Origin of the sequence: Acidovorax sp. 99 (assembly GCF_003096455.1) — a bacterium.
GTDB lineage: Bacteria > Pseudomonadota > Gammaproteobacteria > Burkholderiales > Burkholderiaceae_C > Acidovorax > Acidovorax delafieldii.
Window position 1 is genome coordinate 4,603,342 of the sequence record NZ_QEKU01000001.1, and the last position, 14,814, is coordinate 4,618,155.

Annotated in this window: 12 protein-coding genes; 9 read left to right on the forward strand and 3 right to left on the reverse strand. The window is 67.4% G+C overall.

Annotated elements, in window-relative coordinates; all coding sequences use genetic code 11:
- Positions 1-20 precede the first annotated feature (20 nt).
- The 6 genes from C8C95_RS21190 to C8C95_RS21215 all read left to right on the forward strand — a co-directional run bounded on the left by C8C95_RS21190 (position 21) and on the right by C8C95_RS21215 (position 7,731).
- The gene (locus C8C95_RS21190; protein ID WP_116749892.1) at positions 21-767 is read left to right on the forward strand and encodes a TetR/AcrR family transcriptional regulator; all 747 of its coding nucleotides are present in this window, start codon (positions 21-23) and stop codon (positions 765-767) included.
- A gap of 2 nt (positions 768-769) precedes the next feature.
- On the forward strand, positions 770-1,939 hold the full coding sequence (locus C8C95_RS21195; protein WP_116749893.1) for an efflux RND transporter periplasmic adaptor subunit: 1,170 nt from the start codon (positions 770-772) through the stop codon (positions 1,937-1,939).
- Between the two features lie 14 nt (positions 1,940-1,953).
- Positions 1,954-5,136 carry an efflux RND transporter permease subunit gene (locus C8C95_RS21200; RefSeq protein WP_116749894.1) on the forward strand — a complete coding sequence of 1,061 codons (3,183 nt, stop codon included), beginning with the start codon at positions 1,954-1,956 and terminating at the stop codon, positions 5,134-5,136.
- A 41-nt stretch (positions 5,137-5,177) separates the two neighbouring features.
- Complete coding sequence (locus tag C8C95_RS21205) at positions 5,178-5,891, forward strand: protein-L-isoaspartate O-methyltransferase (RefSeq protein ID WP_116749895.1); 714 nt, start codon at positions 5,178-5,180, stop codon at positions 5,889-5,891.
- A gap of 33 nt (positions 5,892-5,924) precedes the next feature.
- Positions 5,925-6,278, forward strand: coding sequence for a rhodanese-like domain-containing protein (locus tag C8C95_RS21210; protein WP_055401749.1), 354 nt, complete (start codon positions 5,925-5,927; stop codon positions 6,276-6,278).
- Between the two features lie 118 nt (positions 6,279-6,396).
- On the forward strand, positions 6,397-7,731 hold the full coding sequence (locus C8C95_RS21215) for a TolC family outer membrane protein (protein ID WP_056744773.1): 1,335 nt from the start codon (positions 6,397-6,399) through the stop codon (positions 7,729-7,731).
- 52 nt (positions 7,732-7,783) lie between these two features.
- On the opposite strand, the gene C8C95_RS21220 is transcribed toward C8C95_RS21215, so the two are convergent.
- From C8C95_RS21220 to C8C95_RS21230, 3 genes are read right to left on the reverse strand one after another with little or no spacing between them, the layout of a single operon-like run.
- A complete protein-coding gene (locus C8C95_RS21220) occupies positions 7,784-9,157 on the reverse strand; it encodes a 3-deoxy-D-manno-octulosonic acid transferase (protein ID WP_116749896.1) in 1,374 nt (457 codons plus the stop codon).
- Entirely contained in the window at positions 9,154-9,933 is a 780-nt protein-coding gene (locus C8C95_RS21225) for a carbon-nitrogen hydrolase family protein (RefSeq protein WP_116749897.1), read from the reverse strand. The genes C8C95_RS21220 and C8C95_RS21225 overlap by 4 nt, the downstream gene beginning before the upstream one ends.
- Before the next feature lie 20 nt (positions 9,934-9,953).
- Positions 9,954-11,342: a phosphomannomutase/phosphoglucomutase gene (locus C8C95_RS21230; RefSeq protein WP_116749898.1), complete on the reverse strand. Its 1,389-nt coding sequence runs from the start codon at positions 11,340-11,342 to the stop codon at positions 9,954-9,956.
- Between the two features lie 163 nt (positions 11,343-11,505).
- Here C8C95_RS21230 and C8C95_RS21235 point away from each other — a divergent pair, with 163 nt between their 5' ends.
- The 3 genes from C8C95_RS21235 (at position 11,506) to C8C95_RS21245 (ending at position 14,662) form a co-directional block, all read left to right on the forward strand.
- Entirely contained in the window at positions 11,506-13,107 is a 1,602-nt protein-coding gene (locus tag C8C95_RS21235) for a DNA-3-methyladenine glycosylase 2 family protein (RefSeq protein WP_243415741.1), read from the forward strand.
- 80 nt (positions 13,108-13,187) lie between these two features.
- Positions 13,188-13,739 (forward strand): methylated-DNA--[protein]-cysteine S-methyltransferase, encoded by a 552-nt coding sequence (locus C8C95_RS21240; protein WP_116749900.1) that lies wholly within the window; start codon positions 13,188-13,190, stop codon positions 13,737-13,739.
- Positions 13,736-14,662: an EamA family transporter gene (locus C8C95_RS21245; protein WP_116749901.1), complete on the forward strand. Its 927-nt coding sequence runs from the start codon at positions 13,736-13,738 to the stop codon at positions 14,660-14,662. Before C8C95_RS21240 ends, C8C95_RS21245 begins: the two co-directional genes overlap by 4 nt.
- Positions 14,663-14,814 lie beyond the last annotated feature (152 nt).

Consider the following 14,814-nt stretch of genomic DNA (forward strand, 5'->3'; position numbering starts at 1 on the left):
AGTCATTAAAAATAGCCGGTTTGACCACTCCCCCCCCACCCTCCTCTGCCACGACCAGCACCAAACGCGAGCGCCGCAAGGAAGCCCGCCCGGGAGAGCTGCTGGAGGCTGCCCTCGACCTGTTTGTCGAGAAAGGGTTTGCCGCCACACGGGTGGATGAGGTGGCGGCGCGCGCAGGGGTATCCAAGGGCACGCTGTTTCTGTACTTCCCCAGCAAGGAAGAGCTCTTCAAGGCGGTGGTGCGCGAAAACATAGCCGGCCGCTTCGCCGAGTGGAACAGCGAGCTGGAGACCTTTGTGGGAACCACCAGCGAGGTCCTGCGCTATTGCTACCAGGTCTGGTGGGAACGCATCGGGTGCACCAAGGCCTCAGGCATTACCAAGCTCATGCTCAGCGAGGCGCAGAACTTCCCCGAGATTGCGCAGTTTTACCAGCACGAAGTCATCCTGCCCGGCCAGGCGCTGATTCGCCGCATCCTGGAGCGTGGCATTGCGCGGGGCGAATTCCGCCCCGTGAACCTCGACTACGCCGTGTACCTGGTGCTGGCCCCCATGATCTTCCTCATGATGTGGAAGCACTCAGTGGGCGCCTGCGTGCCTGATGCCCAGGAGCTGACGCCTGAGCAATACATCGAGACGCAGATCGACAACATCCTGCACGGCCTGTGTGTGCGCCCCGAGGCGCCTGCGGCTTCCGGCGCAGCAGGCACATTGCCGTCTGACAAGCCGTCCCCTCCCCCTTCTTTCACGCGCTCGCGCACACCCTGACCATGAAACGCTGGATTCCCTGGATGGCTGCGGCCGTCGTTGTCGTGCTGCTCGGTGGCGGTGTCTGGCGTGCCATGGCGGCGCGGCAGGCGCAGCAGAAGGCTTTGGCCGAGGCGTCCACACAACGGGCCGAGGCACCGCTGCAGCTGGCGGCCGACGAAGTGATCACCGTGCAATCGTCCCAACTCTCGCTGGGGGTACCGGTATCAGGCTCGTTGCGTGCCGTGGACTCGGCCATGGTCAAGGCACGCGTGGCCGGCGAGCTGCAGGGCCTGACTTTGCGCGAAGGCGACAGCGTCAAGGCGGGCCAGGAAGTGGCACGCATCGACCCGACCGAAGCCCGTGCACGCCTGCGCCAGGCCCAGCAACAGGCCGATGCAGCCAAATCGCAGGTGGACATCAACCAGCGGCAGTACAACAACAACCGTGCACTGGTAGACCAGGGCTTTATCTCTGCCACGGCGCTGGTCACCTCGCAGGCCAGCCTGGAAGCGGCCCAATCCAGCTACCAGGCCGCCGTATCGGCCGCCGATGTCGCCCGCAAGGCGCTGGAAGACACTGTCCTCAAAAGCCCCATCAGCGGCCTGGTGGCGCAGCGCCTGGCCCAGCCGGGAGAGCGGGTGCCCATCGACGCTCGCATCATCGAAGTGGTGGACCTCTCCCGCCTGGAACTCGAAGCCCTGCTCACCCCGGCTGACTCCGTCGGCGTGCGTGTGGGTCAGAAGGCCCAGCTCACGGTCGAAGGCGCCTCGGCGCTGGTACAAGCCACCGTCGTGCGCATCAACCCCAGCGCCCAGGCGGGCAGCCGCACCGTGCCAGTCTATTTGCGGGTGGATCAGGCACCCCACAACGCCAGCCTGCGCCAGGGCCTGTTTGTGCAAGGCCTTCTGGCCACGGGCAGTGCGCAGGTACTGACCGTTCCATTGGATGCCGTGCGCACCGACAAACCGGCACCCTATCTCCAGACGATCAAGGAGGGCCGCGTGGCCTATGCGCCGGTGCAGACGGGAGCGCGCGCCGTGGTCAATGGGCAGACCCTGGTCGCGGTGGACGGCGTACCCGTGGGCACGACGGTCATTGCGGGCCGCATGGGTTCGCTGCGCGAGGGCACGCCCGTGGCGGCGGCAACTGCTGCGCCACAAGCCGCTCCCGCCTCGCGCACTGCGCCCTGACCAGCTGACGCGCCATGTGGTTCACCAAAGTCAGTCTTAAAAACCCCGTGTTCGCCACGATGGTGATGCTCGCCATCGTCGTGCTGGGCCTGTTCTCGTACCAGCGCCTCAAGGTCGATCAGTTTCCCAACATCGACTTCCCGGTGGTGGTGGTCACCGTGGACTACCCCGGTGCGTCGCCTGAAATCGTCGAGAGCGAGGTCACCAAAAAGATCGAGGAAGGGGTCAACTCGATTGCGGGCATCAACGCTCTCACCTCGCGCAGCTATGAGGGCACGGCGGTTGTCATCATCGAGTTCCAGCTCCACATCGACGGCCGCAAGGCCGCCGAAGACGTGCGCGAAAAGGTCGCCACCGTGCGCCCCTTGCTGCGCACCGAGGTCAAGGAGCCACGCGTGCTGCGTTTTGACCCCGCCAGCCGCGCCGTATGGTCGCTGGCCGTGTTGCCCGACGAAAAATCGGATCGCAACGCGGTGGAACTGACCACCTGGGCCGAGCAGATCCTGAAGAAGCGCCTGGAAAACGTGCGCGGCGTGGGCGCGGTGAACCTGGTGGGTGCTACCAAGCGCGAAATCAACATCTACCTCAACCCACAGGCCCTGGAAGCCTTTGGCGTCACCCCCGACCAGGTGGCCAATGCCGTGCGCAACGAGAACCAGGACCTTCCTGTGGGTGCGATCCGCTCGCTGGCGCAGGAGCGCGTGGTGCAGATCGACGCGCGCATGGAGCGGCCCGAGGATTTCGGCAAGATCATCGTGGCCCGCAAGAACGGGGCGCCGGTGCGCCTGGACCAGGTGGCCCGCGTCAACGACGGCGCGCAGGAAGTGGAAAGCCTGGCGCTCTACAACGGCCAGCGCACGCTGCTGCTGTCGGTCCAAAAGTCGCAAGGCGAGAACACCATTGAGGTGGTCGATGGCCTGAACGCCGCCGTGGTGGAACTGAAGAACCAGCTGCCACCCGGGGTGCGGCTCGAAACCATTGGCGATAGCGCCCGCCCGATCCGCGTGGCGGTCAACAACGTGCGCCAGACGCTGATCGAGGGGGCCATCCTCACGGTGCTCATCGTCTTTCTGTTCCTGAACTCCTGGCGCTCCACTGTGATCACCGGGTTGACGCTGCCCATCGCGCTGATCGGCACGTTCCTGTTCATGAACATGTTTGGCTTCACCATCAACATGATCACGCTCATGGCGCTGAGCCTGTGCGTGGGGCTGCTGATCGACGACGCCATCGTGGTGCGCGAGAACATCGTGCGCCACGTACAGATGGGCAAAGGCGCCTACGCGGCCGCCATGGACGGCACGCAGGAGATCGGCCTGGCGGTGCTGGCCACCACGCTGTCCATCGTGGCAGTGTTCATGCCCATCGGCTTCATGGGCGGGATCATCGGCAAGTTCTTCCACGAGTTCGGCATCACCATCGTCGCGGCGGTGATGATTTCGATGTTTGTGAGCTTCACGCTCGACCCGATGCTGTCGAGCATCTGGCACGACCCGAGCATTCATGCGCACGGCCAAAAGACGGCGCCCGTCACTTTCTACGACAAGACCATTGGCCGCGTCACCGGCTGGTTTGACCGCGCCACCGATGCGCTGGCAGAGGGCTATCAGCACATCCTGCGGTGGTCGCTGGTGCACAAGCTGGCCACCATGGTGATCGCGCTGGCGGTGTTCGTGTTGAGCGTGGTCATGGTGCCGCTGCTGGGCACCGAGTTCGTGCCCAAGGCCGACTTTTCGGAAACCACGCTGAACTTCTACACCCCTGTGGGTTCTTCGCTCGAAGCCACCGAAGCCAAGGCCAAACAGGTGGAGGCCATCCTGCGTGAGATGCCCGAGGTGCGCTACACGCTGTCCACCATCAACACCGGCAACGCCCAGGGCAAGATGTACGCCAGCATTTATGTGCGGCTGGTGGACCGCAGGGACCGCAGCCGCAGCGTGGACCAGATGTCCGACGTGCTGCGCGAGCGCCTCAAGACCGTGCCCGGCATCACCGTGACCCATGTGGGCCTGCTGGACGCGGTGGGCGGCCAGAAGCAGGTGGAGTTCTCGCTGCAGGGGCCCGACCTGCGCGAACTGGAGCGCCTGACCAAAATCGTCACCGAGAAGATCCGCGACATTCCCGGCCTGGTGGACCTGGACACCAGCGCCAAGCCTGACAAGCCCGTGATTGCGCTGGATGTGAAGCGTGAAGTGGCGTCGGACCTGGGCCTGTCGGTGGCGCCCATGGCGGCCTCGCTGCGCACGCTGGTGGCAGGCACCACGGTGGGCAACTGGCGTGCGCCCGACGACCAGACCTATGACGTGAATGTGCGCTTGGCGCCCGAGGCGCGCACCACCCCGGCCGACCTGGAGCGCCTGCCCTTTGCCCTGGCCGCCACCGATGGTACGACCCGCATCGTGCGCCTGAACCAGGTCGCCAGCGTCACCGAATCCACCGGCGCCAACCAGATCAACCGCCGCGACCTGACCCGCGAAGTGGCGGTGAACGCCAACGTGTCCCAGCGCTCGGCCGGTGAAGTGTCGAACGACATCAAGAAGGCGCTGGAGACCGTGACCTTCCCGCCGGGTTACCGCTACCAGTTTGGCGGCTCCACCAAGAATATGGCCGAATCGTTTGGCTATGCCATCTCGGCACTGGCCATGGCCATCATCTTCATCTACATGATCCTGGCGAGCCAGTTCAAGAGCTTTTTGCAGCCGCTTGCGCTCATGACCTCGCTGCCACTCACGCTGATCGGTGTGGTGCTGGCGCTGCTGATGTTCCGCTCCACGCTGTCGATGTTCTCCATCATCGGCGTGGTGATGCTGATGGGGCTGGTGACCAAGAACGCCATCCTGCTGGTGGACTTTGCGATCCGTGCCCGCGAGGAACACGTGAATGACCAGGGCCAGACCGTGCCCGGCCTGCCCCGCGCTGACGCGCTGCTGCTGGCCGCCCGGGTGCGGCTGCGCCCCATCCTCATGACCACGCTGGCCATGATTTTCGGCATGGTGCCATTGGCGTTCGCGTTGTCCGAAGGGTCCGAGCAGCGCGCGCCCATGGGCCAGGCCGTGATCGGCGGGGTCATTACCTCTTCTCTCTTGACCCTGGTGGTGGTGCCGGTGGTGTATTGCTACATGGATGACTTGGCCCAGTGGGCGCTTCGCAAGATGGGACGCGCCCCGGCAGCGCCTAAAATCGAAGGTTTGTCCTGATCGCCCCGATCGGCCTTGCATCTGCCCCACGGAGAAATCCCATGAACCTGCCCCTGAACACGTCCGCCAACATCAGCGATCCCATCGCCCAGGCCCGCTACAACATGATCGAGCAGCAGATCCGCCCCTGGAATGTGCTCGACGCCGACGTGCTGGACCTGCTGGCCGTGGTGCGCCGCGAAGACTTTGTGCCCCCGGCCTACCGCAGCATGGCCTTCATGGACATTGAAGTCCCCCTGCTGGGCACGGACGCTGAAGAAGCCGTACGCAAAGGCCACAGCATGCTGCAACCCCGCGTGGAAGCGCGCATCCTGCAAGACCTGCGGATTTTGCCCACCGACCGCGTGCTCGAAATCGGCGCCGGCTCGGGCTACATGGCCGCCCTGCTGGCCGCACGCGCCGAGCGCGTGGTGTCCCTCGAAATCCACCCCGAGCTGGCCGAGATGGCCCGCGAGAACCTGCGCGACGCGGGCGTGCAGAACGCCGACGTGCGCCAGGCCGATGGAGCCCGCGATGCCATCCCTGACGGCCCGTTTGACGTGATTGTGCTCAGTGGCTCCGTGGCCGAGGTGCCCAGCCACCTGCTGTCCCTGCTGCGCGATGGGGGCCGCCTGGGCGCCATCGTGGGTGGCGAGCCCGTGATGCGTTTCACCCTGACCCGCCGCACCGGCGACCGCTTTGAGACCACATCGCCCTGGGACACCATCGCGCCGCGCCTGGTGAACTTCCCCGAGCCCTCTGGCTTCACGTTCTGACCCCCTGCCCTTCGGTTGCCTTCGGAGTTTTGCATGATCGATCACGTCCGCCCCGCCCAGCTGTCTGCCTGGTTTGCCGCTGCACCTGAAGGCAGCCAGCCCCTGGTGCTGGACGTGCGTGAGCCCTGGGAGCTGCAGACCGCCAGCGTGCGCGCCGACGGGTTTGAGCTGGTGGCCATCCCCATGGGCGAGTTGCCCGCGCGGCTGGCCGAGCTGGAGCCCGCCCGCCAGGCGCAACGCCCTATTGCCTGCCTGTGCCACCACGGCGCCCGCAGCCTGCGCGTGGCCTCGTTCTTGCAGCACCACGGGTTCGAGCATCTGGCCAACATCACCGGCGGTATTGACGCCTGGTCGCACGAAAGCGATCCGGCGGTGCCGCGCTACTGACGCCCTTTGTGGTTGATGGACCGTTGTTGATGGACCGCACTTGCCGCACCCATGCCCCAGTGCTGCCCGCCGCTGCTCACCCCGATTCGATTCGCAGACTCTTCCGAAGGACCCCCCAATGACACCGTTTAGGCCTCTGTCCCTGTCCATCCTGTCCCTGGCGCTGGGCGCAGCGCTGTGTGCGCCAGCCCAGGCCCAAAGCCTGCTGCAACTGGTGGAATCGGCCCGCACCTATGACACGGCCTGGCAGTCGGCGCGTGCGCAACTGGACGCCGCAGCCCGCAAGGCCGACCAGGCCCGCGCCGGCCTGCTGCCTTCCGCCGCACTCACCGGAGGCCTCACCCGCTCCAACGTGGAGCTGAGCAAACCCAAGATCGAGAACACCGGCACGGCACAGACCGTGGGGGTCAATGCCTCCCAGCCGCTGTACCGGCCTGCCAATCGCATCACGCTGGAACAAGGCCAGCGCGGCGTGGATGTGGCCCAGGCCCAGCTGGATGCCGCCACCCAAGACCTGCTGGTGCGGGTGAGCCAGGCTTACTTCGACGTGCTGGCTGCGCAAGACACCCTCACCTTTGTGCAGGCCCAGAAGGCCGCCGTGTCCGAGCAACTGGCCGCCGCCAAGCGCAATTTCGAGGTCGGCACCACCACCGTGACCGATTCGCGTGAAGCCCAGGCCCGTTACGACCTGGTGATTGCCCAGGAGATCGCCGCCGAGAACGACCTGCGCGTCAAGCGCCTGGCGCTGGACCAGCTGGTCGGCATCGCCGGCACCAAGCCGCAGCCCCTGGCACTGCCGGTGCAACTGCCCGGCGTAGTGCCGGACAACCTTGCCACCTGGGTGGACACCGCCCGCGACCAGCAGCCCGGCGTGCGCCAGGCCGCCATTGCGCTGGACATTGCGCGGCTGGAGACCAAAAAAGCCGAAACCGGGCACCTGCCCACGGTGGACCTGCAGGCGGGCTACAACGTCACGCGCAACCTGCACGGCACCATCACGTCGCCCGGCGTCACGGCCCGCAGCAATGCCGCCAGCGTGGGCGTGGCACTGAACCTCCCCCTGTTTGCAGGCTTTGCCGTGCAAAACCGCGTGAAGGAAACCCTGGCCCTCGAAACCAAGGCCGAGGCCGACCTCGAAACTGCCCGCCGCAACGTGGCACAGGCCACGCGCGCGGCGTTCTACGGCGTGCAGTCCGGCCAGGGCCAGGTGCAGGCCCTGGAAGCGGCCGAAGCCTCCAGCCAGAGCGCGCTGGACGCCAACAAGCTGGGCTACCAGGTGGGTGTGCGCATCAACATCGACGTGCTCAACGCCCAAAGCCAGCTCTATCAGACCAAGCGTGACCTGGCCCAGGCCCGCTACAACGTGCTGCTGGGCGGCCTCAAGCTGCGCCAGGCGGCAGGCACACTGTCGCAGCAGGACATCGAAGCGGTCAACGCACTGCTGGCCAAGTAATGGGTCCTTGCACCCCGCGCCGGGGTGCATCCCGTGCATGAATTGCTGAAGCCTAGTGCAGGCCGCCCTCGGGCTGCACCAGCACCACAATCGCACGCGCCGTGGCCTGCGCAGCCCCTCGGTGCGTGGCGGCAAAGCGGGTGGCCCGCTCGCTGGCTTCTTCGTGCGCGCGGGCATCCCCTGCCAGCGCTGCAGCCTGGGCCATCCCTTGCGCCAGGTCAGGCACCCGCTGTGCGGCCCCTGCCGCGCACGCGAGCTCAGCCGCCTCGGCAAAGTTGAAGGTGTGCGGGCCCAGCACCACGGGGCAACCGCAGGCGGCCGCCTCGATCAGGTTCTGGCCGCCCAGCGGGGCAAAACTCCCGCCCAGCAAAGCCACATCGGCCAGGCCGTAATACAGCGCCATTTCGCCGATCGAGTCCCCCAGCCACACGTCAGCGGCCGCAGGTGCCGCCGCCCAGGTGCTGCGGCGCGACACCGACAGGCCGGCCCGCTGCAGCAGCTGGTGGACCTCGTCAAACCGCTGCGGGTGGCGCGGCACGATGAGCCATTGCACGGGGGGAAGATCGTCGCCAGATGCTTCACTATTGATAGCTGCCAAGGCATGATCCACTAGCGCTTGGGGCGATTTTTTCCGTATTTTCTGGATCTGCTCCAGCCACATGGCCTCCTCGCCCTCGCGGCTGCTGGCCAGCAAGACCACCGGGCGGCCGGTGCGCGTGCGCCACTCGCGGCCCCGCTCCAGCAGCTGTGCGTCGGGCACCACGTCAAACTTGAGGTTGCCCAGCACACCACGCACCGGCGCGCCCATGGCCGCGAGCCGCGTGGCGTCTTCCTGCGTCTGGGCCCAGACTGCCGTCAGGCCGCCATATGCAGGCCGCGCCAGGGCTGACAGGCGCTGCGCCTTGCGCAGCGATATCTCGTTGAAGCGCGCATTGGCCAGCACCAGCGGAATGCGCCGCTGCCGGCAGCCCGCCACCAGGTTGGGCCATACCTCGGTTTCCATCAGGATGCCGATGGCCGGGCGGAACTTGCGCAAAAACCGACCCACGGCGCCCGGCGTGTCCCAGGGCTGCCACACCTGCACGTCGCCAGGCAGCAGCAGCTTTTCGCCCTCGGCCCGCCCTGTGGCGGTGCCGTGGGTGAGCAACAGGCGCATGCCCGGCAGCTGTTCACGCAACTGGGCCAGCAAGATGGCGGCGGCACGGGTTTCGCCCAGCGACACGGCATGCACCCACACAAACCGCCCCAGCGGGTCGGTGCTGCTGTGGGGCATCAGGCTGTCGATAGGGGCCGGATAGCGGCCAAAGCGCTCTCCCACCGCGTAGGCGTAGCCCGGCTCGGCCACTGCACGGCGGCGCAGCTTGCGGCGCAGCAGCGGCTGCGCGCTCCAGGTCAGCAGCGAATACAGGGCCCGCGCGGCGTTCATGCGGGCACAGACAGGCTCAGCACACCACCCGCCCAGCCGCTGTCGCTGCGCTGCGCCCAGACGATGCAGGGCGCGTCACCGGGCGCAGCCACCACACAGCGGCCACCGGGCGCCCAGAAGGCGCTGCGCCCCGCACTCACGTAGCCACCGGAGGTGCCGCTGTAGTTGGCGGCAAGCACCGCCATGTCGTGGTCACGCGCGTAGCCTTCCAGCATGGCCGATTCGGCCGCATAGGCCTTTTCGGAGATCAGCACGCCCGCCGCATACAGGGCCGCGCCCGCCCCACGGGCCGCCTGGGCATGCTCGGGATGGGTGATGTCGGCGCACACAGCCAGTGCCGTGGGCTCGCCGGCCACCAGTTGCACCTGCGCGTCGTCCGTGCCCGCGCTGGCAAATTGCTCTTCGCTGTTGTGCAGATGGCGCTTGCGGTACAGCGCCACGCTGCCGTCAGGCCCCAGCAGCCAGGCACCAATGGCGGGCAATGCGCCCTGCTCCGCAGGCTCCGCCGGAGCACCCACCACCAGGGCCATGCCATGGCTTTGGGCGGCCTGGCGCAGGGCCAGCAGCACGGGATGGTCGGCCGTCAGTACATGGTCTGCCATGAGCGCTGGCTCGTAGCCCATGAGCGACAGCTCCGGGAACTGCAGCAGTTGCACGCCCTGGTGGGCAGCGGCCCGCACGCAGGCCAGGTGCGTTTGCAGGTTGCGCTCCAAGTCGCCCGGCGCCGACGGCGTCTGGGCGGCAGCGACACACAGGGGGGTGGAGAGCGACAGCATCGGGCGTGCGGCAGGGGATATCAGTGGCTGGCTGCGCCCACATGGGCGTCGGGCTTGACCCGGTGCAGCAGCGCCAGCATGGCGGCCTCGATGCGGGCCAGGGCGTCGGGCGTGTGGCCCTCAAAGCGCAGCACCAGCACGGGGGTGGTGTTGCTGGCGCGGATCAGGCCAAAGCCATCGGGCCAGTCCACGCGCAAGCCGTCGATGCTGCTGATGGCGGCGGGCGCGGCAAAGGTTTCTGCGGCCAGGGCCTGCAGCTCGGCCGTCAGGCGGTGCGGCTCGCCCTCGGCACAGGCCACGTTCAGCTCGGGGGTCGAGAAGCTGGTGGGCAGCGCGTTCAGCACGGCGCTCGGGTCGCTTCTGCGGCTCAAGATCTCCAGCAGGCGGCAGCCGGCATAGGTACCGTCGTCAAAGCCGTACCAGCGTTCCTTGAAGAAGATGTGGCCGCTCATCTCGCCACCCAGGGGAGAGTTCGTCTCCTTCATGCGCGCCTTGATCAGCGAGTGGCCTGTCTTGAACATCACCGGCACGCCACCGGCCGCTGCAATGGCGGGCGCCAGGCGCTGGGTGCACTTCACGTCGAAGATGATCTCGCCGCCGGGCACGCGCGAAAGCACGTCTTGCGCAAACAGCATCATCTGGCGGTCGGGGAAGATGTTGGTGCCGTCCTTGGTCACAATGCCCAGGCGGTCGCCGTCGCCGTCAAAGGCCAGGCCCAGCTCGGCATCGCTGGCCTTCAGGGCGTCAATCAGGTCACGCAGGTTTTCAGGTTTGCTCGGGTCGGGGTGGTGGTTGGGGAAGTTACCGTCCACCTCCGAGAACAGCTCGATCACCTCGCAGCCCAGCGCACGGAAGATGGCCGGGGCCGACGCGCCGGCAATGCCGTTGCCGCAGTCCACCACGATCTTGAGCGGCCGGGCCAGCTTCACGTCACCCACAATGCGTTCGCGGTATGCGGGCAGCACATCCACGTGGCGGACCGAGCCGCCAGGCAGCAGCTGCCAGCTTTCCTGCTCCATGGTGCGGCGCAGGCCCTGGATCTCATCGCCATAGATGGCGCGGCCGTTCAGCACCATCTTGAAGCCGTTGTAGTCCTTGGGGTTGTGGCTGCCGGTGACCTGGATACCACTGGTGCACAGCGTGCTGGCCGCAAAGTAGAGCAGCGGCGTGGTGACCAAGCCCACGTCGATCACCTCGATGCCCGCCTCCACCAGCCCCCGGATCAGCGCCGCCGACATGGCCGGGCCGGACAGGCGCCCATCGCGCCCCACCGCCACGGTGGTCTGCCCTTCCGCGCGTGCAGCGGTGCCAAAGGCCCGCCCCAGGCCCAAGGCCACGTCTTCGTTCAGGGTGGACGGCACGATGCCGCGGATGTCATAGGCTTTGAAGATGGCGGGGGTCGGTTGCACGCAGGGGGGCCTTTCGTGATGGGGTTGAAAAGTCCGCTGCATTGTAGGCGGCGGCCCTGGGGGTGATTGTCAGTCGATGCCTCAGGCGTACGCCCTGCCCTTGCCAAAGGCACAGGTCCGAAAACGGCCAGTGGTGCGAAGCCAGGCTCCTATGATCTGGCCCATGACCCCGACCGCCCCCCCCTCGTACACCGCCTCGGATGTGGCATCCGACGAAGGCCGCTACCTGGCGCTGCAGGCGCGCGACGCGCGGTTTGACGGGCATTTTTTCACCGGAGTGACCTCCACCGGCATCTACTGCCGCCCCGTCTGCGCCGTGCGCACACCCCGGCGCGAGAACTGCCGTTTTTTTGCGCTGGCGGCGCAGGCCGAAAGCGCCGGGTTTCGCCCCTGCCTGCGCTGCCGGCCGGAGCTGGCCCCCCAGGCGATGGTGTGGTCGGTGCAGGACGCCAGCGGCATTCTGGTGCAGCAAGCCGTGCGCCTGCTGGACGCGCCCGACCTCTGGCCCACACCGGCCGCACCCGGCGAGGGCAGCGCCACCGTGGCCCGCCTGGCCGAGCGACTGGGTGTGAGCGACCGGCATCTGCGCCGCATTTTTGAAGCGGCCCTGGGCGTTTCGCCGCTGCAATATCTGCAGACACGGCGGTTGCTCACGGCCAAGCAGCTGCTCACCGACACCGCCATGCCCGTGACGCAGGTCGCACTGGCCAGCGGGTTCGCCAGCGTGCGCCGCTTCAATGCCGCCTTTGTGGGGCATTACGGGCTCAACCCCACCCAGCTGCGGCGCAACGGCTGTGGCAGCGCCGCATCGGGCGCGGGGCGAACCAGCGCTGTGCGCCTGGCGTGGCGCCCGCCACTGGACGTGGCGGCGTTGCTGGCCTTTTTTGAAAAGCGGCAGTTCCATGGCGTGGAGTGCGTGGTGCATGGTGCGGACGGCCCCGGCCTGCGCCGCACCGTCCGGCTGGCCAGGACCTGCACCGGCCTGCCGCAGGAGACCACCGGCTGGCTGAGTGCCCGTTTTGATCTGGCGCGCCACCAGGTGCTGCTGCAGACCAGCGACAGCCTGTACCCCGTGCTGCCGCTCGTCATCCGCCGCGTGCGTGCCATGCTCGACCTGGACGCCGACCCGGCGGCCATCAACGCCGTGCTGCATCCGCATTTCCCGGATGGCGACGGCCTGCGTGTGCCCGGCGCGTTTGACGGCTTTGAGCTGGCCGTGCGCGCCGTGCTGGGCCAGCAGATCACCGTGGCAGCCGCGCGCACGCTGGGCCAGCGGCTGGTGGAGCGGCTGGGCGAGCCCATCGCCACGCCCTGGCCCGAGCTGCACCGGCTGTTCCCCACCGCAGCCACCCTGGCCCGCGCCGATGGCGACACGCTGGGCCAGCTGGGCATCGTGCGCCAGCGTCAAGCGGCCATCGTGGCGCTGGCCCGCGCGGTGGACAGCGGCGCCCTGCCCCTGCACGCGGGGGCCGACGTGCCCAGCACCACCGCCGCCCTGTGCGCCCTGCCCGGCATTGGTGACTGGACGGCGCAGTACATCGCCATGCGGGTGCTGCGCTGGCCCGACGCCTTTCCGGCGGGGGACGTGGCGTTGCACAAGGCGCTGGGGGTGCAGCAGCACAAGAACCCCGCACGCGCCGCGCAAGAGGCCTCGCAGGCCTGGCGCCCCTGGCGCAGCTACGCGGTGCTGCGCGCATGGGCTGCCGGTGGCAGCAGTGCCGGAGCGGCTCAGCCTATAGATGCTCAGACACTATCAAAAAAGTAGCAAACTAGGCAATAAACACTAGCGCATGGTGCCAGTTTCGCCCCAAAACGGCCTCTACCACTCTTTCAAGACCTCTCAGCATGCAGTTCCACTCTTTCACCGTGCAGGCACGGGCCGACACCCCGCTGGGGCCCGTGCGGCTGGCCGCTTCCCCCAACGGCTTGTCGGGCGTCTGGTTTGAAGGCCAGCGCCACGAGCCCAGCGCCCACTTGCACGGTTCCGAGGCCTGGGCGTTGGCCCCTGGCGACCACCCTGTGCTGCAAGAAGCCGCCCATCAGCTGCAGCAATACCTGGGCGGGCAGCGCCAGCATTTCGACCTGCCGCTGGACCTGTCGGGGGGCACGGCATTCCAGCAATCGGTGTGGCGCGCGCTGCTGCAGATTGGCCGGGGCCAGACCATCAGCTACGGCATGCTGGGCCGCCAGCTGGGCAACCCCAGCGCCGTGCGGGCCGTGGGTGCTGCTGTGGGACGCAACCCGCTGAGCGTGGTGGTGCCCTGCCACCGTGTGCTGGGTGCCGATGGCAGCCTGACGGGCTATGCAGGCGGCCTCGATCGCAAGAGGGCTTTGCTGACGCTGGAGAATGCACCCCTTTTGGCCGCCGCAGCCCATCCCATGAAAGCCACCGCATGAACAGCCCCGCCACCCGGCCCGTCTCCACCTGGATCGGCGAATTCATCCTGCTGGCCGCACTCTGGGGCGCGTCGTTCCTGTTCATGCGCCTGGGCGCGTCCGACTTTGGTCCCCTGCCCACCGCCGGCCTGCGGGTGGCGCTGGCCACGGTGTTCCTGTGGCCCATCATGCTGCGCCAGGGCCACTGGCCTGCGCTGCGCCAGCACTGGCGGCCCATCCTGTTTGCGGGGGTCATCAATTCGGCGATTCCGTTCTCGCTGTTTTCCTGGGCGGTGCTGCACATCGCCACGGGCCTGACCTCGATCCTCAACGCCACGGTGCCGCTGTTTGGTGCGCTGATCGCCTGGGTGTGGCTGGGTGACCGCATCAACCGCCTGCGCTGGGTGGGGCTGGCCCTGGGTTTTATGGGCGTGGCCCTGCTGGCCTGGCGCGCACCTGCCGGCACCGGGTTCAAGACCGACCACGCCCACTGGGCGATTGCGGCCTGCCTGCTCGCGTCGGCGTTCTATGGCGTGTCGGCCAGTTTTGCGCGGCGCCACCTCACAGGGCTGCCGCCGCTGGCCACGGCCGCAGGCAGCCAGCTGGGCGCCGCGCTGGGCCTGGCCTTGCCCACGCTGTGGCTGTGGCCGGCGCAGATGCCCGGTGTACGCGCCTGGGCGGCCATCCTGGCCATTGCCGTTCTGTGCACCGGCATTGCCTACATCCTGTACTTTCGCCTGATCGAGCACGCGGGCCCCAGCCGCGCGCTGGCCGTGACCTTCATCACCCCGGTGTTCGCCGTGCTGTATGGCACGCTGTTCCTGGGCGAGACCATCACGCCGTGGATGGTGGGCTGCGCGCTGGTGATCGTGTGCGGCACCTTGTTGTCAACCGGACTTATCAGGACGCTGCGGCCCGCCCGGCCCACCTCAGAACAGGCCTAAACTTGGCGGATGGTTTTTTTATCGGGTGCATGCCTTCTGAGCAAGGCCACATGCGGCACAGGTCGCGATATGCACCCGCTCCTTCTTTTGGCTTGTTCGCCACTTTTCAGACCCGCAGCCGCCCGCTTCAGCGACCAGACCACCCAAGGAAA